This is a genomic window from Rossellomorea vietnamensis, assembly GCF_025398035.1.
In the GTDB taxonomy this organism is placed as follows: domain Bacteria; phylum Bacillota; class Bacilli; order Bacillales; family Bacillaceae_B; genus Rossellomorea; species Rossellomorea vietnamensis_B.
The window spans coordinates 126932-146802 of the sequence record NZ_CP104558.1 but is presented as its reverse complement, the minus strand read 5'-3'; the positions used below and the strand labels follow the sequence as shown (position 1 = coordinate 146802).

At 43.7% G+C, this 19871-nt stretch carries 23 protein-coding genes; 3 read left to right on the top strand and 20 right to left on the bottom strand.

Annotation, left to right across the window (positions count from 1 at the left end):
* Window positions 1–185: 185 nt before the first annotated feature.
* The 5 genes from N5C46_RS00780 to N5C46_RS00760 form a co-directional block, all read right to left on the bottom strand.
* Complete coding sequence (locus N5C46_RS00780) at window positions 186–1232, bottom strand: NAD(P)H-dependent glycerol-3-phosphate dehydrogenase (RefSeq protein ID WP_261750516.1); 1047 nt, start codon at window positions 1230–1232, stop codon at window positions 186–188.
* Between the two features lie 16 nt (window positions 1233–1248).
* Complete coding sequence (der, locus tag N5C46_RS00775; RefSeq protein WP_261750515.1) at window positions 1249–2559, bottom strand: ribosome biogenesis GTPase Der; 1311 nt, start codon at window positions 2557–2559, stop codon at window positions 1249–1251.
* 172 nt (window positions 2560–2731) lie between these two features.
* Entirely contained in the window at window positions 2732–2923 is a 192-nt protein-coding gene (locus N5C46_RS00770) for a capping complex subunit for YIEGIA (RefSeq protein ID WP_034758320.1), read from the bottom strand.
* Window positions 2920–3816: a YIEGIA family protein gene (locus N5C46_RS00765; protein ID WP_261750514.1), complete on the bottom strand. Its 897-nt coding sequence runs from the start codon at window positions 3814–3816 to the stop codon at window positions 2920–2922. Before N5C46_RS00765 ends, N5C46_RS00770 begins: the two co-directional genes overlap by 4 nt.
* Window positions 3813–4367, bottom strand: a complete 555-nt coding sequence (locus N5C46_RS00760) for a YphA family membrane protein (RefSeq protein ID WP_420720446.1) — start codon at window positions 4365–4367, stop codon at window positions 3813–3815. Before N5C46_RS00760 ends, N5C46_RS00765 begins: the two co-directional genes overlap by 4 nt.
* Window positions 4368–4534: 167 nt before the next feature.
* On the opposite strand from N5C46_RS00760, the gene N5C46_RS00755 reads away from it, so the two are divergent.
* The gene (locus N5C46_RS00755) at window positions 4535–4657 is read left to right on the top strand and encodes a YpzI family protein (protein ID WP_261750512.1); all 123 of its coding nucleotides are present in this window, start codon (window positions 4535–4537) and stop codon (window positions 4655–4657) included.
* A 282-nt stretch (window positions 4658–4939) separates the two neighbouring features.
* Here the strand turns inward: N5C46_RS00755 and fni are convergent, their stop codons facing one another.
* From fni to sleB, 8 genes are all read right to left on the bottom strand, one after another.
* Complete coding sequence (fni, locus tag N5C46_RS00750) at window positions 4940–5992, bottom strand: type 2 isopentenyl-diphosphate Delta-isomerase (RefSeq protein WP_261750511.1); 1053 nt, start codon at window positions 5990–5992, stop codon at window positions 4940–4942.
* A 12-nt stretch (window positions 5993–6004) separates the two neighbouring features.
* Window positions 6005–7138, bottom strand: coding sequence for a 30S ribosomal protein S1 (gene rpsA, locus N5C46_RS00745; protein ID WP_261752244.1), 1134 nt, complete (start codon window positions 7136–7138; stop codon window positions 6005–6007).
* A gap of 119 nt (window positions 7139–7257) precedes the next feature.
* Window positions 7258–7839: a lysophospholipid acyltransferase family protein gene (locus N5C46_RS00740; protein WP_261750510.1), complete on the bottom strand. Its 582-nt coding sequence runs from the start codon at window positions 7837–7839 to the stop codon at window positions 7258–7260.
* 1 nt (window position 7840) lies between these two features.
* On the bottom strand, window positions 7841–8509 hold the full coding sequence (gene cmk, locus N5C46_RS00735; protein WP_406686834.1) for a (d)CMP kinase: 669 nt from the start codon (window positions 8507–8509) through the stop codon (window positions 7841–7843).
* Window positions 8510–8634: 125 nt separating this feature from the next.
* Window positions 8635–8811 carry a YpfB family protein gene (locus N5C46_RS00730; protein ID WP_159362177.1) on the bottom strand — a complete coding sequence of 59 codons (177 nt, stop codon included), beginning with the start codon at window positions 8809–8811 and terminating at the stop codon, window positions 8635–8637.
* 52 nt (window positions 8812–8863) lie between these two features.
* A complete protein-coding gene (locus N5C46_RS00725) occupies window positions 8864–9511 on the bottom strand; it encodes a flagellar brake protein (RefSeq protein WP_261750508.1) in 648 nt (215 codons plus the stop codon).
* A 147-nt stretch (window positions 9512–9658) separates the two neighbouring features.
* On the bottom strand, window positions 9659–11005 hold the full coding sequence (ypeB, locus tag N5C46_RS00720) for a germination protein YpeB (RefSeq protein WP_261750507.1): 1347 nt from the start codon (window positions 11003–11005) through the stop codon (window positions 9659–9661).
* Window positions 11006–11019: 14 nt separating this feature from the next.
* Window positions 11020–11820 carry a spore cortex-lytic enzyme gene (sleB, locus tag N5C46_RS00715; protein WP_371928763.1) on the bottom strand — a complete coding sequence of 267 codons (801 nt, stop codon included), beginning with the start codon at window positions 11818–11820 and terminating at the stop codon, window positions 11020–11022.
* A gap of 258 nt (window positions 11821–12078) precedes the next feature.
* Between sleB and N5C46_RS00710 the strand changes: the two genes are divergently transcribed.
* Window positions 12079–12423: a hypothetical protein gene (locus N5C46_RS00710; RefSeq protein ID WP_034758298.1), complete on the top strand. Its 345-nt coding sequence runs from the start codon at window positions 12079–12081 to the stop codon at window positions 12421–12423.
* Between the two features lie 56 nt (window positions 12424–12479).
* On the opposite strand, the gene prsW is transcribed toward N5C46_RS00710, so the two are convergent.
* Window positions 12480–13163: a glutamic-type intramembrane protease PrsW gene (gene prsW, locus N5C46_RS00705; protein ID WP_261750506.1), complete on the bottom strand. Its 684-nt coding sequence runs from the start codon at window positions 13161–13163 to the stop codon at window positions 12480–12482.
* 86 nt (window positions 13164–13249) lie between these two features.
* Here prsW and N5C46_RS00700 point away from each other — a divergent pair, with 86 nt between their 5' ends.
* Window positions 13250–14227: an asparaginase gene (locus N5C46_RS00700; protein WP_406686831.1), complete on the top strand. Its 978-nt coding sequence runs from the start codon at window positions 13250–13252 to the stop codon at window positions 14225–14227.
* A 61-nt stretch (window positions 14228–14288) separates the two neighbouring features.
* On the opposite strand, the gene N5C46_RS00695 is transcribed toward N5C46_RS00700, so the two are convergent.
* The 6 genes from N5C46_RS00695 to N5C46_RS00670 all read right to left on the bottom strand — a co-directional run bounded on the left by N5C46_RS00695 (window position 14289) and on the right by N5C46_RS00670 (window position 19816).
* Window positions 14289–15254: a YpdA family putative bacillithiol disulfide reductase gene (locus tag N5C46_RS00695; RefSeq protein WP_261750504.1), complete on the bottom strand. Its 966-nt coding sequence runs from the start codon at window positions 15252–15254 to the stop codon at window positions 14289–14291.
* Window positions 15255–15475: 221 nt separating this feature from the next.
* Complete coding sequence (locus N5C46_RS00690) at window positions 15476–16753, bottom strand: Glu/Leu/Phe/Val family dehydrogenase (protein ID WP_034758292.1); 1278 nt, start codon at window positions 16751–16753, stop codon at window positions 15476–15478.
* Between the two features lie 260 nt (window positions 16754–17013).
* Complete coding sequence (locus N5C46_RS00685) at window positions 17014–17598, bottom strand: adaptor protein MecA (protein ID WP_261750503.1); 585 nt, start codon at window positions 17596–17598, stop codon at window positions 17014–17016.
* Between the two features lie 68 nt (window positions 17599–17666).
* Window positions 17667–18578, bottom strand: coding sequence for a MerR family transcriptional regulator (locus N5C46_RS00680; protein WP_261750502.1), 912 nt, complete (start codon window positions 18576–18578; stop codon window positions 17667–17669).
* Window positions 18579–18675: 97 nt separating this feature from the next.
* Window positions 18676–19440, bottom strand: coding sequence for a metallophosphoesterase (locus N5C46_RS00675; RefSeq protein WP_261750501.1), 765 nt, complete (start codon window positions 19438–19440; stop codon window positions 18676–18678).
* Window positions 19433–19816: a hypothetical protein gene (locus N5C46_RS00670; RefSeq protein WP_261750500.1), complete on the bottom strand. Its 384-nt coding sequence runs from the start codon at window positions 19814–19816 to the stop codon at window positions 19433–19435. The genes N5C46_RS00675 and N5C46_RS00670 overlap by 8 nt, the downstream gene beginning before the upstream one ends.
* Window positions 19817–19871: the final 55 nt, after the last annotated feature.

Genomic DNA, 19871 nt, shown 5'->3' with positions numbered 1-19871 from the left:
TCATAGACGTCAACATACTAAGAGAAGCTCTAAATAAGGGAGACCTACCCATCCATAGGCAAAGCTGTATATATTCATGACAGTGTATGCAGAAAGATCAGTGTACGCATCCTCGAATGCCTATAAATCGAGGAATAATTGTGCATTATGCAAAAATAATCATTCATACAGTCCTATTCTCCGGATCAGGTTAAGCGTTCACCCAGAATATTCACAAGGTCTTCCATTTCATTCGTTTTTACGCGGCCCATCAAATGATCAACGGCTTCTTTCGCTTCCACTTTATTAAAGAGGACATCGTACAGTGCATCCGTAATCGGCATATTCACTTCATACTTCTCAGCAAGCTGATGGGCCGCTTTCGTCGTGCGCACCCCTTCTACGACCATGCCCATGTTGGCCAGGACCTCATCCAGATTATGACCCTTTCCGAGCATATTCCCGGCTCTCCAGTTTCTCGAGTGTACACTTGTACACGTCACGATGAGATCACCGATTCCCGTTAATCCTGAAAACGTCAGGGGATTCGCACCCATCTTCGTTCCCAGACGGGCAATCTCAGCAAGCCCGCGTGTAATCAGAGCCGCTTTGGCGTTATCCCCGTATCCCAGGCCGTCTGTAATTCCGGCAGCAAGGGCGATGATATTCTTTAGAGCCCCGCCAATTTCTACACCCAGGAGATCCGGATTTGTGTATACACGGAAATTCATGTTCATGAACAGGTCCTGAACCTCTTCAGCAGCCTTCATATCCTTAGATGAAACGGTCACAGTCGTTGGATGCCTTAAGCTCACTTCTTCAGCGTGGCTAGGTCCTGACAGTACCACGACTGTATGTAAATTCTCAGGTGCCATTTCATCTTCGATCAATTCTGAAATTCTGAGGAGGGAATCAGGTTCTATTCCCTTACTTACATGGACCACGGTCAATGGTGCACGTTGTACCTCTTGAATCTGCCCGAGTACTCCGCGGATCGCTTTCGTCGGAACAGCCAGAATGATGGTATCAACACCATCCAATGACTCCCCGAGGTCGTGATAGCCAATAATGGATTGGGGTAGCTCGATGTCTTTCAAATACTTTTGATTCGTATGCCTGGAGTTGATTTCATCGATTTGTTCTTTTTTGTGGCCCCACAGCCTGACTTCCAAACCATTATCAGCCAGTACCATCGCCAGGGCCGTGCCCCAGCTTCCTGCTCCGACTACCGTTACATTTTTTGAACTTTTCATTTTTACACCCACCTTATTATTTTCTAGCACGCGCAATAATACGAATAGGGGTTCCTTCAAATCCAAATGCATCACGGATTCTATTTTCCAAGAATCGTTCGTAAGAGAAGTGCATTAATTCAGGGTCATTGACGAATACAACGAAAGTAGGAGGCTTTACAGCCACTTGTGTCGCATAGTAAATCCGTAATCTCTTTCCATTATCCGTCGGTGTCGGATTCATGGCAACTGCATCCATGACCACTTCGTTCAGCACACTGGATTGTACACGCATGGCGTGATTTTCACTTGCCGTATTAATGATAGGCAGCAAAGTGTGAATGCGCTTCTTTGTTTTCGCAGAAAGGAAGACGATAGGAGCATAGTCAAGGAATTGAAAATGTTCCCTGATATTCTTTTCCCATTTATTCATGGTTTTCTCATCTTTTTCCACGGCATCCCATTTATTCACGACAATGACGACAGCACGCCCGGCATCATGTGCATACCCTGCGATTTTCTTGTCCTGCTCGATGATTCCTTCCTCTCCGTCTATGACTGATAGGACGACATCTGAGCGCTCAATGGCTCTGAGAGCTCTTAACACACTATATTTTTCAGTGGTTTCATACACTTTCCCTTTTTTCCTCATACCCGCTGTGTCAATGATGACGTAGTCCTGTCCATCATACGTATAGGAGGAGTCAATGGCATCCCGCGTCGTGCCTGCTACGTTACTGACGATGACACGGTCTTCCCCTAATAAAGCGTTGACTAAAGAAGATTTTCCTACATTCGGACGACCGATCAAAGAAAATTTGATGACATCTTCCGCATAGTCCTCGTCCTCTTCCTGTTTGAAGTTCTTGACAACTTCGTCGAGCAGATCTCCCAGACCAAGTCCATGGGAACCTGAAATAGGATACGGTTCGCCAAATCCTAAAGAGTAGAAATCATAAACCATTTCCCTCATTTCTGGATTATCGATTTTGTTTATCCCTAATACGACCGGTTTCTTTGATCTGTAAAGAATTTTGGCAACGATTTCATCAGCGGCTGTGACACCCTCGCGGCCATTCGTCAAGAATACAATGACATCGGCTTCATCAATGGCAATTTCAGCCTGCTGCCTGATTTGATCCAGGAATGGTTCATTTCCCAGTTCAATCCCGCCTGTATCAATGATATTAAATTCATGCGTCAGCCATTCTGCAGAACTATATATACGGTCCCTTGTTACACCAGGTACATCTTCAACGATGGATATTCTTTCCCCAACAATTCTATTAAAGATCGTGGACTTCCCGACGTTCGGACGCCCTACGATTGCTACTACTGGTTTAGTCACGTTCATCACCCTTTCTGTAAGAAGTTGTTTCGTTCTTACATTTCCTCTTTTTAAGCCTGTTCAATCATTTTCATTAACTGGCACAAGAAGGACCGGCCCTTAAGGTAATGTTTCCTTATGGGACAGTCCCCCCTAACTTTACTATTTTATCAGTAAAAGCATAAACTGGCAATCAATGTTTTACAATGATGAAGAGTCCCTCGTCTAATTCATGGGCAATCCCGTCGAGGATGGCTTCCAGGTTTGCGCAGATCTTTTGTAATTCATCATCCGTTTTACAATAGAACACACTTGTTCCACTCGGTACTTTTTCAGGTGTGGTCGTGACGGTTGCGAGGATGAATTTCTGTATGGTCGTACTCATTTTAACTTACTCCCCTCCTGATTCGCTTTCGACTCAGACGGCATTCTTATGGCATTTTCCAGGGTTGGTACCTGCCCAAGGATGGCTATGGCCTTCTCCACGTCCTTTCGCTGCGGAAGGACAAACACCCCGACTCTCCCATCATCTAAATCCCTCTTGGCGAGCGGTGTCAAAGCAGGAGTTCCCGAATCCTTAAAGATCCCGAGGGAAGTGGACATATCATGGAGAATGGCCTGACGCTGACCCAGATTGGCGAGTGTCGACCTTGCATCAAATGATTTGGGTGAAAGGATGAACCCCATCCCATATCGAAGGATCTCTTCCTGCCTTACTTTAAGGCCTATATTCATGATGTAGATATTATCAACATATAATCCCGCTCCATCAAAATGCGGCTTCACATATTCAATGTCAACGATATCCTTCAGCCGCCCGCCGGCCATTAATTTATGAGCAAGCACCATGCAGATTGCACTGATCCCTAAAGCGGCGTATATATTGAATACGATGTAGGCAATCGTAGCAAGAAGAGAGGTGAAAATCACCAGGTAATTTCGACTTTCAAATGCAATGGCAATCCCCTCGATGTACGTAGCCCCTCTGGGGACAAGCTCATATGCATCCAGCTCTGTCAACGTGTTTCTCTCCATATTTCTCACATCACGGAACTGAGAAGCCGCAACCGTCAAGAACGTTATCGCCGTGAAATTCTCCTCCAGTAAAGCAGGGATTGCAATGGTACCGAGACCCGCCGCAATGAACCCCAGGGCTATATGTATAATCTTTCCATGAAGATACGTCGGATATTGGCGATAGTCGGTGCGAAGCATATAGATCCTTGTCAGGGTCCCAACCACCACGCCAAAGATCACCGGATACACATACACATTCATAGATTCTTCATTTCCCCCTTATTTGTTTGTGTCTTGATGTGAACAGCCTGATTTATTTCCACCACTATTTTCAAGGCTGATAAAAGCCCGATGGTTAGTGCAAGCACGTCCAAGTAAGCAGGTCCTCCGATCGAATAGTAAAATCCAACCTTGTTTAATGGAATGCTCAGAAAAATGTCGCCGGTCACACTGCTTAAAGCGACTGCAATGAGGCGGAGCCTGTGTTGGGTGGTGTGGCTGTAGAAAAGAACACCTACAAGTACCAACGATAAAGAAAGGATGATATCCCGATCTATAAACATAAGTACCGGGTCATAAATGGAAATCAGAGCGATTCCAGCGTAGAGCATCCCCATGGAGAGAACTGCTACAAGCATATATAACTTCTCTCTCAAGCTTAAATTTCGTATAGTAACAATACAAATGAGTGCAAGTACAATAACAGGGAATGATACTTCTACAGGACCCACCATCATTCCATATGGAAATACACATATGAGCAATAAACAAATAAACGAATAACGAAAACGTTCCGAATGCTTCTTTCTCATTATAAATGTCGTATATACCCATATTCCCCACAGTAACCACAAATACAATATGCCATCCATCAGCACACTCTCCCTCCTATTATCTACATTATGGAAAATCTTTATGTATCTCATTCATGTATGAATCAACTTTCCAAAGAAAAAATAAAGATAGGAGGTGTATTCAAGTGGGTAAAGATCGACAAGAGAAAAAGCTGAAACAAAGCAAGCGAGTGGAATCAGACCGTGACCAGGGCTTACATTACAATGGAGCGACAAGCGTCGAAGGACCGGAAAAAGCTAAACGCTAAAAGTGTGAACGGACAGGTCGGACGCGAGAAGTCTAAAAACTCTCGGTGTTTCATCGAAAGCGGTGGGTAATAATCCGGCCCGAATTTGTCAAAAATCCAGCCGTTTTAAGTGAAAATCCAGCGGAAATCCAACGGAATCCGGCCGTTTTGATCGAAAATCCAGCCGTTTCACGTTGAAATCCAGCCGTTTAACAAAAATATCCAAAAATCGAATCCGAATCAACAAACTCAACCCATGCAACAAAAAAAGAACGAATTCTCACTCATGAGAATTCGTTCTTTTTACATACACCTATTACTGTACCCCCGGGGATTCAATCCTCTCGTTTCAAGCCAATGATATATGTGACCTGATAGCACCATGGGTACCTTATGAAGATCGTCAATCCGTCTACATCCGAGAGCACACATTAAAAATTGAATATCCGTATGAATTTGATTCACTTCTTCAATGGTATCGTTCAAACCCGTTTCAAGGAGCTGTTTAAGGATGACGCCGGCCATCCCAACAGCTGATGCCCCTAAACCAAGGGACTTAACGATGTCCAGGCTGTTCTGGATGCCACCGGAAGCCAGGATTGGCTTATCTGAGACAGCGTAGCTCTCTGCTATCGATACTGCAGTGGGGATCCCCCATTCATCAAAGAAATCCAACATACGCTTTCTCCGCTGGTTCTCGATTTTCGAGAAGTTCGTTCCGCCGAATCCGCCTATATCGATGGCTGAAATCGTTGAGTCGGACAAGGATTCTGCAGCCTCTTTACTGATACCAAACCCGGTCTCTTTCACAATCACAGGTACGGAAAGATTCTCGGCAATATTCTGTATCCTCTCCAGGGCCCCTTGGAAGTCACGGTCCCCTTCTGGCATCGTCAATTCCTGAATCACATTCAAATGAATCTGCAGGGCGTCGGCTCGAATCATCTCAACGGCATCTCTTGCCTGTTGAACAGTGGCCTCACTTCCCAAATTCCCGAAAATCATCCCATCCGGGTTATGCTTCCGGACGACTTCATACGTTTTTCGTTCAGCAGGGTCTTTAAGAGCTGACATTTGCGATCCTACCGCAATCGCCAGCCCCGTTTCCCTGGAAAGAATCGATAATTCCTGATTGATTTTTGTAGTGGATTCTCCACCTCCACCCGTCATAGCATTTATGAAAATTGGCGAACTCCATGTAAGTTCGCCAATCTCAGACTGCAGATGAACCTCATCCACTGCTATATTCGGTAAGCTTTGGTGGACAAAAGCCACTTCATCGAAACCGGTCTTCCGCTGTTGACCGGTAGACAAAGCATAATTAATGTGGTCTTGCTTTCTTTGAGCTCTCGTCACAATTCATCACCATTACTTAAGATCTTTTAATTTATCTCCAATCATTTCTCCTAATTGGAAGCCGGTGCTTTCTTCAGGCATTTCGTAATCCGTTACTTCTTCCTCTTTCTCCTCAAGCGCCTTGATGCTTAGAGATAAGCGTTGTTCATTTTCGTTCACGTCAAGCACCTTCACTTTTACATCCTGGTTCTCCTGAAGCACTTCGTGTGGAGTACCGATATGTTTATGTGAAATTTGAGAGATATGAACAAGTCCTTCCACTCCAGGGAACACTTCTACAAATGCCCCGTAAGATACAAGGCGTTTTACGACCCCATCCAACACGCTTCCTTTAGGAGCCTTGTCTGAAATGTCACTCCATGGCCCAGGGAGGGTTTCTTTGATGGATAAAGAAATACGCTCGTTGTCACGGTCGACACTCAGGACCTTCACCTGTACTTTTTGTCCCTCAGTCACGACATCCGAAGGCTTCTCTACATGTTCATGGGATAGTTGGGAAATATGGACAAGTCCGTCCACCCCACCAATATCCACGAATGCACCGAAATCCGTAATCCGCTGGACTGTCCCTTCAAGGACGGCACCCGATTCGATGTCTGTCAGCAGCTGTTTCTTCTGTTGCTGCTTCTCTGCTTCGACCACTGCACGGTGGGACAGGATCAAACGATTCTTCTCCTGATCAAGCTCAACGATCTTGAACGATAAGGTTTTATCTTTATAATCGGAGAAATCCTCGACATAATAATCTTCCACCAATGATGCCGGGACGAATCCCCTTACTCCAAGATCAACGACAAGACCGCCCTTCACGACGTCTTTCACTTCAGCTTCGAAGACGTCTCCATTTTCAAAGCGGACCTTCATTTCTTCCCATGCTTTTTCAGCATCCACTTTACGTTTGGATAGAACCAGAAGTTCTTCTTCCACTTTAGTCACGATTAACTCAAGTACATCCCCTTCACTGACTACATCAGAAGCTTTTTCGATATGAAGGCTTGAGAGTTCACTAATTGGAATGATGCCATCCACTTTACTATCTTGAACGTCGACTAAGACTTGTTTTTCTTCAACCTTAGTGACTGTCCCCTTAACTTTTTCACCAATTTCAAGATTCTTCACTTCAATTCCATTCATGTCTTCCATTATGTACTCCTCCTTAATCCATGACTGCAAAGATTTTGATTATTGTGAGACTTCGCAATTTAAAATATTCTTTCTACTAACTTCTAATAAATACTACTTTTTGTCAAGCGGGAAACCTTATATTATTGATTCGCATGTATCAGGTCTTCAATATGCTTCATGATGATTTCCGTCGTTTTCTCCGCATTTAATCTTTCTTCACGGATACTATCCATCGGGATCGGCGGTCCGAATACAACCTTCAATTTCCTGAATGGCTTGTATGGGCCGATGATGGCACAGGGTACGACATAAGCTTCGGATCTTAGTGCAAAGAAGCCCGCTCCTGCCAATCCCTTGCCGATTTGCCCTGTCTTACTTCTAGTACCCTCTGGGAACAGTCCTAAAACATCTCCCTGCTTCAGGACTTTTAATCCTTTACGGAGTGCTTCCCGGTCGCTCATCCCTCTTTTCACGGGGAATGCGCGTAAATCAGGAAGCAATTTCCCCAATACGGGAACATTGAAGAGTTCTTCTTTCGCCATGAAGGACACTGGCCTTGGAGCTGAGATCCCTACAACGGGGGGATCCAGATTATCAATGTGGTTGGCGCATAGTAAAACACCCCCATCTTTCGGGAAATGCTCCAGCCCCTTCACCTCTATCCGGTACAAAGGGGAAAGGATCGACTTAACGAGACCTCTGGCAAAGGTATATAGGTTCACTTTAACCTTTCCTTTCTACTAAAAGCATGATTTGGTCCACCACTTCTGAAATGGAAAGGGAAGTGGTGTCTATTTCCGTTGCATCCTCGGCTTTTTTCAAAGGGGCAACTTCTCTTTCAGAATCGATCTTGTCACGGCGGGCGATTTCTCCTTTTAATTGCTCCAGATCACTCGGATATCCCTTCGAGAGATTCTCCTCGTGTCTCCTTTGGGCGCGTTCGTCCACACTCGCGAGTAAGAAAACTTTGATTTCCGCATCAGGTATGACGTGGGTGCCGATATCCCTTCCATCCATCACTACAGCGCCTTCTTTTGCAAGCAGCTGCTGTCTCTTCACCATTTCTTCCCTCACACCTGAATGAACGGCCACATGGGACACTGAATTGGTCACGGAAGCCTGACGGATTTCATCTGTTACATCGTTTCCGTCCAGGTATACAAGCTGTCCCACTTCAGAAGGTTCAAGTTCGATCGTCGTTTCAGACAATAATTGATTCAATGCATTCTCATCATGCAAGTCTACGTTGCTGCTCAAAGCTTTATACGTTAAAGAGCGGTACATCGCCCCGGTATCAATATAAAGATAAGATAATTTTCCTGCTACAATTTTTGCAACGGTACTTTTACCTGCCGCTGCAGGACCATCGATTGCAATTCTTAATTTTTTCAATTCATCCACCTACTTAAGTTCCTAATAATTTTCTTACCCATTTTAACATAAATCTCACTTTTCGTTTATAGATTCTTACGTTGAGAGTATTTTTCAAAAAAAAGAGCAGGGATTCATCTCCTGCTCTAACGTGATAGGGTTTCTACAATTTCACTGTACTCCATTTTCTCCACTCCTTCGTAGAATACGAGCTTATGAAGCTCGGGAAGGACATTCAGTTGATGAAAGACAAACTGGACCGCTATTAATAGTATGACATGTATGATGGCTAATTTAATTAAAATTCTTTCTACCCTTTTCACTGTGATCACCCTTTTTCCTTACTAAGAAAAAGTATGTGTACATTTTGGTTTTTTATTCAAGTAAGCCTTTTTTTCTTAAGTCAAGCTGTCTTTCGAAACAATATCTTAAAATATGCTGCCTCTGATTTTCAGTTAAATGAACAAATTCGATGCTTGCAATTTGTTTGTGTTCCTTTTCCCAGACCCGGATCACTTTTCCTTCGATTTCTGCATACCGGCACTCCCCTGTCTGCATCGGGAGGACGATGATGGTGGACAGCCCGTCGCCACTTTTCAAATCCATTCCCTTCCTGACCACTACAGCACATCCTCCTGCACTGAGATCTTCCGTGATCGTCGGATAAAACTGACCATTCTTCTTTAATGAAATGTCGGTACTCGCTTCTACACGAACGAATTGCCTTCTTTGGACTTTCATTAACCCTTCGTCCCCTGGATAGTGCAGGTGGATCATCGGTATCTTGGATAGTTTACGGCCCATCACTTCCGTTTCAAACATCAGGACGGTCTGTTCATTGAAGGTGAAGCTTGCTTTCAACTGTGTTCCATCGATTAAAAAAACGGCTTTCTCCGTTTGGGTATGGATGGGATAATCGATAAAAATCCCCTCCTCGGAAAGTTCGACCACCCTGCATCTATATCGATCAAATGTTTCATTATGTATAGGCTCCAATTGCAATGTGGTACCTGTTTTTATCATAGTCCGAAATTCCCACTTTCCCATATTATGTATCTATATTATGTCACGAGATCCCTCTCCTTTCCATACCTTTTTTAACCCCATTCTGAATTTTCGAATAAGAAGAGAGGGACGGACCTCCATGATGGAGGTCCGTCCCTCTAAGTGTTAAACGACTTCTTCATAGATGGGCTCTGCTTTTTTGAGCCTTTCTACTTTCTCTTCTTCTCCTGTGTTAGCATTGACGAATATTCTATAGGTATCTTTACCCAGCATGCCCATGAATTCATAGCATAGCACTTCTTCGTTGAGATCGTTCACAATCACCGCCTGGCGTTCTTCCATTATCTTCAGGTTGGGGTTCGTCGTTTCTTTCGCCTCTGCCTTAGTAATGGAAGCCTTAGGGATTTCCCTTTCATGATTATTTTTTAAGTATTCTTCAGCAGCAAACCCGACAATCTGTCCATTATCCAGTGCTACTTTTATTTTGACTGAATCAGGATAAACCCTCACTCCGTCCAGGACCGTTACGTATGTGAAAATACCGATGTTATCATATTGTGCACTCTCAAACAGCTCGAGCTTCTGGAAGTTATTTTCCTTCAGGAAAGCCGTCGCTTTTTCAGCTGCTTTGTTCAAGCTGATCTTTGGTTCATTGATTTTACGGTTATTGATATACCAGATCGGATACCCGCCTTTTTGGGTGATATCCATACTTGCTTCGGTGTTACCATTTCCGATCGATACACTATAGAATTTGTAATCGGCACCCTTCCCGCTTTTTGAAACTTTTGCATCTTTCGATTTAGGGATGCCGGAATACCTCCTCAATATCTTGACTGCTTCCTCTTTGGAAATTTCTTTCCCTTTTAACTTTTTAAAGTTCTGATCTTTTTTCTCCGTGTTGACGAAGGTGGTCGTGCCAAAGTTCGCTTCATCATATCCGGATACATTTTTCTCGACAGTCTTGAATCCATCGATAATGGTATTGTCTGCCTGTTCATCTCCTGATGCCAAAGCCATTTCCACATCCATCCATCGCAAATTGTTTTCCATGACAAGATGCTGGACTTGACGTAACTGATTTTGTATATCGGCACTTTGTTTATATAGGTTTTCCAATGACTTATATTCTTTATCCGTCAATGGATTTTTATCTAAATCCCTGACAGCTACACGATAACTGAAGTCACCGATATTACTCAGGAATTCTTCCGTCTTATTAAATGGCAGCAGCGTTAAAGGAAGCTGACCTACGTCACTGTGAGCCTGTGACGTCAATCTCCACACATCGGCAAGTGCCGGTGATAGTGACTTCCGTGAATTCATGGCAAGAGTGGAACCGATTTGATCATGAAGCAGGTCCACCTGGTAAGTCAATTCATGAAATGCTCTTTGATAATTATTTTCCGCATTGATCAGTATCGCATTTTTCTCCTGGTGTTCCTGGTATCCCCAGAAAGCGGTACCTGCAACACCGAGGACGAGTACCGTAATTAAAATGATACGTAGCAATTCCCTTCACCTCTTTAACTACAGAATATGTGTTTTCCAATTTTCTTGATTTGGGGACGGGACCAAATCCACTTGCTTGTTGCCGTCGCTGGATTAAAGTAATACAGGGCACTTGATGACGGATCCCAACCGTTAATGGCATCCAACACCGCTTCTTTTGCTCTTTCATTAGGGGTTAACCAGATTTGGCCGTCAGCTACGGCTGTGAACGCACCTGGTTCAAAGATGACCCCTGCCACGGTATTGGGAAACGCTGAGCTGTCTATCCGATTGAGAATGACTGCTGCTACAGCTACTTGTCCCTCGTATGGTTCACCACGTGATTCTCCATATACTGCGTTTGCGATCAATTGAATGTCATTTTGAGAGAAACCATTCGGTGTATTCACCGCCGTCGGCTTAGAAGGGGCCGGCTTGTTTTGAGCAGGAGCCTTTGCACCTCCCCCACCTGTCGAACCTCCTTGTTTATCTAAATCTGTCCCGCCATAATGGCTGAAGTCATTGCCTTTTTCAATTTGATTCTTCACATATTCCTTATTGTACTTTGATGCTTTCACAAGTTTTTCTTTTGTTTTCGCACCGGCAAGGCCATCGATCGGAAGACCGAACTCATATTGAAAGTTTCGGAGTGCCCAATAGGTCCCCCATCCAAATACACCATCAATATCGCCGTTATAATATCCGATATATTGAAGTCTGGATTGAAGCTCGATTACATCCTCACCCGTTGCGCCATGCTGAATGACCTGATTCGTAAAAGCGTCTGCCTTCTCACCTTCAGAAGAAATCATAAGAAGAGAACACATTAGCACCATGACGACTGAAGTAGAAACCCATTTGAAACGACTATTCATAATGCCTTAACCTCCATATCTTCAATTAACATTAACTCTAGTTTTTGTAGAGGCTCCCATTTTATACAAGTGGAATCATTAAAATTTGAAAACGGGAAAAAGCGCCTTCACAAGTAAAGCACTTTGATAAGACACTGTAATGTCTCAGCAAAAAGGATGTAAACAAGTAAGGTTATAATGAGTGAGGGGTACTTCATTAATTCAAACAGGAGGGTCATGATGGAGGATTATTTAGCGAAATCGTTGGATGAATGGAAAGAGGATATTTCGGAGGTATTGGATCAAATCAATACAGATTATGAGGAAGTAAAAAAAGAACTGAAGGTCTATTCCTATAAATACGGAATTACAAAGCAGGTCATTCAATCTACGGTGAATGAGGAAATCATTGAAAATATCAGGGAAATGTATCATAAGCCATTTGAAGAAAAGTATAGTGAACTGAAAGAATACATACGCGACTTGGATGAAAAACGTAAAGTATTTCAGATGTTTGTAAACAAAATTGATGAAGTGAAGCGTAAAGAATCCCCAAAAACTGATCTGGCTGCTGCCTATAAATAAAATCGAACCCCCGCAATGAGCGGGGGTTCTTCTGACTCACTTATACATAATCGTCTTTAAATGACTTCTTTCTTCAATTCCCTTTTGTACTTCTTCTCTGTCAGCTGATGGGCGCTCTTCACTTTCTTTAATCCCAGCCACCATAAAAAAAACATAAACGGAACCATGTAGTAAACCCAGTTTTTCTCAGCAAGGAAAATATAATTGTAGGTTCCATGTAACAAGAGAGGCACCGAAACGGCCAGAAAAAGCCATTTATGCCTTTCTTCCCGGGATGAGAACTTGGCTTTCCCTAAATAATACCCCATGATGACACCGAAAAGGGCATGACTGGATACAGGGAGTACCGCCCTCCCAAATGCGTGCTCTACGCCATTGGCGATCAAATATAATATATTTTCCACTGTAGCGAACCCAAGGGAAACACTGGCTCCATACACGATCCCGTCATATGGTTCGTTGAAGTCCACGTGCTGGAAGATGGCAAACATTAAAATAAACCACTTAAAAAACTCTTCTAGGAACCCGGAGGAAATGAAGGCTGTAGACCAATTGGAATCAATGATCCCTTCCACTTCCAGGACATATTGTAAAAACATAATCGGAAAGGTAATAAGGGCCCCGTACATAAACGTTTTAAACACCAATGTAATGGGTTCGGCCTCGTATTGATCCCGTAAATAAAAGTAACTTAACAATGCTAATCCTGGTGCTATACCCGCTGATAAAATCACCAGCATAAAAAGTCCTCTTTTCTTTCGGTTTTCTTAATCGTATCATGTTAATGTAGGATTGGAAATAGGAATTTAAATGGTTGGAGGAATGAATGATGAAGAAAGATATTTTAGTCATACATACAGGCGGCACCATCTCGATGATGGAAGACGAACAGACCGGAGCCGTTACACCGGGAAAAGAAAACCCGCTCTCTGTGCAGACATCAATTGTTTCAAATCTGGCGAATCTGAGTGTAGTAGAAGCATTCCACCTGCCCTCCCCTCATATTACGCCTCTGCATATGCAGCAGCTGAAAGAAATCATCGAAGAAAAGTATCAGGAAAAGCCATTCCACGGGGTCGTCATCACCCACGGAACGGATACATTGGAAGAAACAGCTTATTTCCTGGACTTGACCCTCTCCCTCCCCATCTCGATCGTGGTGACGGGAGCGATGAGATCAAGCAATGAAATAGGGGCTGACGGTTTATATAATCTGATTTCATCTGTCCGTGTAGCAGCGGACGATAAATCCATGAACAAGGGGGTTCTGGTTGTCCTGAACGATGAGATCCATTCTGCGAAAAATGTGACCAAAACCCATACGAGCAATGTATCCACATTTCAAAGCCCACAGTATGGACCGATCGGGATCGTGACGAAAAGAGGGGTCCTCTTCCATCACCAGCCGACCTCTAATGAGCACTACGAGGTATGTGACATCTCCAAGAGGGTGACACTCATAAAAGCGTATGCAGGAATGGATTCAGGATTACTGCGGGCGATAAAGGAGCTTCAGTACGACGGGGTCGTCATCGAAGCATTGGGTCAGGGGAATCTCCCACCGGAAACCGTGATGGGCATCGAGGAACTGTTAGAAGCGAGTATTCCCGTCGTATTGGTTTCGAGATGCTTCAATGGGATCGTCCAGGACATTTACGGATATTCAGGTGGAGGAAAACAACTGAAGGAAAAAGGGGTCATCTTCTCTAACGGTCTAAATGGACAAAAGGCCAGAATCAAGCTTGTGGTCGCCCTTTCCCAAATACATGATATGAAAGAACTTGAAGCGATTTTCAAAAACTAGTAAACGACAAAAAGTAAAAAAGACGAAAGAAAGAGGCTCCTCTGCGAGCCTCTTTGTCATTCTATTTTTTCATTTCCGTGATGGATCTTGCAATCAATCCGCCATGCAAACGACCGTTTTCTATGAAGATTTCATTGGCATTGTTTCCTGCGGCAATGACTCCCGCAATATAGACGCCGGCTACATTTGTTTCCATCGTTTCGGGATTGTGGGCCGGACGTCCTGTTTCCTTATCGATTTCTATCCCCATTTTCGTCAGGAAGCTGTGATCGGGATGATAGCCGGTCATGGCAAACACAAAATCACTCTTGACTTCTTTCTTTTCTCCATTAACGTTGTAAAGAACAGTATCCCCTGTTATTTCGTCCACACATGCCTGAAACTCCATCGTGACTTCACCGTTTCTTACAAGTGCGTCAAAATTCGGCAGGATCCAGGGCTTGACACTTTTGGAGTATTCACTTCCCCGGTATAAAACGGTGACCCTTGCCCCCGCTTTATTCAATTCGAGTGCTGCATCAACGGCGGAGTTTTTGCCTCCGATGACCACCACATCCGTATCAAAAAAAGGATGGGCTTCTTTAAAATAGTGAAACACATTCTCTTGTTCCTCCCCCGGGATCTCCATATAATTCGGGTTATCGTAGTATCCGGTTGCGATGACGATCGACTTACTTTCATAATGGCCCTTAGAAGTCGTCACCGTAAAGCTGTCGTCGTGTTTCTCTACTTTATAAACAGTTTCAAATCGGTTGATCCTCAGCTTTTTACGCTTCGCCACTTCGCGATAATAGACCAATGCCTGATTCCTTCTCGGCTTATGCTCTTCAATGACAAAAGGTACATCGCCGATCTCAAGCTTCTCACTCGACGAAAAGAAGGTTTGATGGGTAGGGTAGTGGTAAATCGCATTGACGATATTTCCTTTTTCGATGATCAAAGGATTGATTCCTTTTTCTTTGAGACTAATGGCAGCAGACAACCCGCACGGTCCTCCGCCTACTATAATACATTCTTCCATTTTCAAATTCAGACACTCCTTCAATTCCTCTATCTGAATGATCAAGTTCATCCGTACACTTCAGATTATTAAAAAGTCTTTACTCAGTTATTATGGAATAAGATTGCGTCCAGGTCAAAAAGGAGCCCTCGGTCTCCCGGGATCCACACTTATAGGATGGGCTGCATTGATATGATCCCAATAGAAAAAAGGGTGGGGTTTCTTGCCCCCACCCTTTTAGTATATCGCTAAATCCACCCTCTGAACCTGCAGGCTTCCGCCATTTTCCTTACCCCGACCATATAGGCTGCGAGCCTCATATCCACTCTTCTAGTTTGTGACGTTTCATACACATTATTAAAAGAGTTGACAAGGATCTTTTCCAGTTTCTCTTCCACTTCTTCTTCTGTCCAGTAATACCCTTGATTATTCTGGACCCACTCGAAATACGAAACCGTTACGCCACCTGAGGATGCTAACACATCCGGTACCAATAGGATACCTCGTTCCGTCAAGATCTTCGTTGCATCCAGTGTCGTCGGGCCGTTGGCAGCTTCGACGACGATGCTTGCCCTGATATTGTGGGCATTCTTATCCGTGATTTGATTTTCGATGGCAGCAGGCACTAGAATATCACAATCCAGCTCCAGCAGTTCTTCATTTGTAATCGTATTATTGAACAATTTCGTGACCGTTCCAAAGCTGTCGCGTCTGTCCAGCAGATAGTCGATGTCCAAGCCGTCCTCATCGTGCAGGCCGCCGTAGGCATCGGATATGCCGATCACCTTCGCACCGGCATCATGCATGAATTTGGCAAGGAAGCTTCCGGCATTCCCGAACCCCTGAACGACCACCCGTGCCCCTTCAAGTTTGATCCCCTTTTTCTTCGCCGCTTCGTGGATACAAATTGTCACCCCTTTGGCAGTGGCCGTTTCACGGCCGTGGGACCCTCCCAGCACCAGTGGTTTCCCGGTAATGAATCCTGGAGAATTGTATTCATCAATGCGACTGTATTCATCCATCATCCACGCCATGATTTGAGAATTGGTGAATACATCCGGGGCCGGAATATCTTTAGAAGGTCCGACAATTTGGCTGATGGCACGCACATATCCACGGCTTAATCGCTCTAACTCCCTGAATGACATATCCCGGGGATCACAGATGATTCCGCCTTTACCTCCCCCATAGGGAAGATCGACAATTCCGCATTTCAAGCTCATCCAAATGGAAAGCGCTTTAACTTCCTTCTCCGAAACGTTCGGATGAAAGCGGATACCGCCCTTTGTCGGTCCGACCGCATCATTATGCTGGGCACGATAGCCCGTGAAAACCTTTACTTTTCCATCGTCCATCCGGACTGGTATTTTAACCGTTAACATACGAATGGGTTCTTTTAATAATTCATACACTTCTTCTGAATACCCTAATTTATCGAGTGCAAGATGAATAACCGTTTGTGTAGATTTCAGCACATCATGCTGTTCTGAACTTTGATGATTTTCTTTCCCCTTTTCGGCTACCATGTATGTAAACCTCCCAGTATCCTTCACTGTTTAGCAGATCCTCGTCCGCTTTCATGACATAGTATACACGTTTGATTTCCACTTGCAAAGAAGGAAAATTCAATATAGGATATTTTTTTGAAAACGCTATCATTTTAGAATAAGAATCTCTAAAAAGCACCCCCAGGAGACCCTGAGAGTGCAAAAGACGATTTTCTTATAAGATCAAACATAAAATATATATTCAAAGGGGGTAAAAATTCAATACCAGGATCAACGAGTCAAAAATAATGTAATATCTTTTTAATGGAATCCCTAAGTAACACAACTCGGCCATATTCCATCAGGATATGCTTTGTGATCGTCGAGTGTTGACCATATTCGGCGCCAATCGCTTCAAGGACGAAACTGTCGCCCTCAAGCAAATTCTCTATAAGTACGTAATACTTTTTTTCATAGTAAAAAATACTGAATTGAATGAGGGAATGGCTCAGCTTTCCCATCTCATTGATCCGTTTGAGAAGGTTGAGTAAGTCCTCGAAATCATTGAAATACACGAGAACATCGTGATCGTTCATGGATTTCATCATTTCGGTACCTTCTTCCCAGTCGGAAAAGTCATCCTCTGACTCCAACGTGAGGATCAGACAGATTTCCTGGTCATCAAATGATTCAATCTCCACTGTGATTTCCATTTGTGTTTCGATGCCGAATTTCCCTTGTACTTCATCTAACATGTCTTCGAACAGATCATGCCACATATAGGAATCTTTCCATTGGTCCTGTTCAAATAACCCTTTTTGTTCCAACTCTTCTACACTAATGGAAAATTTTATTTTATTGTCCGAAATTCTTTCGAGCTTCATCTTCGTACCCCCTAGAGTGTGACGATTTATCATCATACTATGTAAGGGGCAAAAAACAGTGCATGCTCTTATAATTTACTTTTGAGCCAATGTTCCCATTCGGATTTGGATTGTCCCACGATGTGTTCATCAAATTCTGCTTTTACGTCTTTGGGCAGATGATCGACGGCGAAACCGCCCATTCCGATTACGAGATCCTTCCGCTCGTTCTTTAAGGATGTAACGAGTGAAAGGAGGTTATCAACATTTTCAAACAGTGTGCACGAGAAGAATAAAAACTTTGGATCCACTTCATCCAATACGACCTCAATATCATTCTCTTTTATGCTCGATCCCAGGTAGATGACTTCAAACCCCTTCCTTCGTACGTAAAGGGTGAAGATCAACAATCCCAATTCATGCCATTCTCCAGGGCCGCAGACAGCCACTACCTTGGGTAATATCCCGTTATGAGGGAATGAATGCATGATGATACCGATACGGGACCTGAGGATGGAAGTGGCAAAATGCTCATGGGCCGTCGTGATTTCATCGTTTTCCCATAAATCACCGATCCTGACCAGGAGGCTGCCGAGAATGTCGATGACCACCTTGTCGATGGTATACACCGAAAACGACTGGTTGATCAATTCATGGGCCTTCGTTTCATCAAAACTCAATAAAGCCTTCAAGAGATCATCGGAAATCGTCTGGGTGCGATCCTTTTGTTCAGAGGATGTGATTTCATTCTCTTCCAGTTCCTGTTTGTCCAGTAACGCAACGGCCTGGCTGATGGTAAAGCCTTGATCGACCTTTTCAACCAGCCATTTCAATATATTTAAGTGTTGTTCGGTATACAAACGGTGCCCGGATTCATTCCGCACAGGAGCAATGATCTGGTATCTTCTCTCCCATGCCCTCAATGTTCCCGGTTGAATCCCTAAAATGGTAGACACAGCCTTAATATTGTATTTGCCTTCCAACTTCTTATCATTGCTCATAAATAGTCCCCCAAGTATTTCTCATCTCTCTAAAATTATAACCCGAGAAACATCATTGTGTAAAATTTGTATAGGTAATGAATAACATTTGTTCATTTTAACCCTTATCTATCATCACCAAGTGGGTTTCGGCCGGGGCACCCAGCCGCAAAGGAATAGCGGTGGTCCCGTAGCCATTGCTTACTAATAGGGTGGTCTCCGGGAGAGTTTCAAGTCTTCCTTTTTTATACATTCCCCAACCGAACAGACGAATCTGCCCCCCGTGTGTATGTCCGCTTAGCATGAAATCGATTCCGTCTTCTTTCTGAACTTGATTCACAAGTCTTGGATCATGACTGATTAAAAGATTGAATTCATCAGGGTGTACCCCTTCAAGTGAAGCCTCATAATTTGCCCGTTGGGTACTTGCGTCATCCACCCCTATCAAGTTCAAGACCCCGTTATGAATCTTTACCTTCACTGAAGAATTGACGATTTCAATGATTCCTTTTTTCTTGAATATCTGTTTTAACCTGCTCGTATTCACTTCATAATCATTGTTTCCCCATACGAAATAAACGTTCCCCAACGTCAGGAGTTTGTCAAGATTTCGTTCGACCCTGGAAAAAGGCACTCCTTTTTCCAACAGGTCCCCGCCGATGATGACAAGATCCGTTTTCCCTTGCACGTCTTCGATGATTTCATTTGAAATTTCCCGTTTATGTATATCAGAAATAAAAAAAAGGGATACGGGATTCATCTGTCGGGGATAGTGCGGCAGCTTAACCTCTTCAATCTTTACGACGCTACGTCGGGCTTCATATACCATATAAAAGAGGAGGCTTGCTCCCCCTGCCAATAAAATCATACTAAATTCAAGCATTGTGGCCTCCTTGACGGCGAAAATCTATTGAAATGATACCATAAAAAATGGCTGAACAGGAAAAAATCATGGTTTGCCATATGCCATACCCGCTCAGTACGTAGATCACCGCTAAGTGAAATGGAATGAGGATCGATTCTTTATGTAGTTTTCCATTCCATAATTGAAGGACAGAATAGAATTCAGCCCTCAGCACATTCACCTGGACCATGATCCCGATCATAAAAGCAATGGACGCAGCGAAGAACTGTACTGGATTGAGAACCATCTCCACAATGAATTCCGGATTTGCAAATCGTTCGGGTACTGGAAACCATGTAATGAATAGATACCCCAAAAGAAACGTCATTATCAGTTTCATGAAATGATTGATCAAAAAAATCCCTCCCATAAATCTTATGAGGGGGATTTTGTTTCATACAGGGATTTAT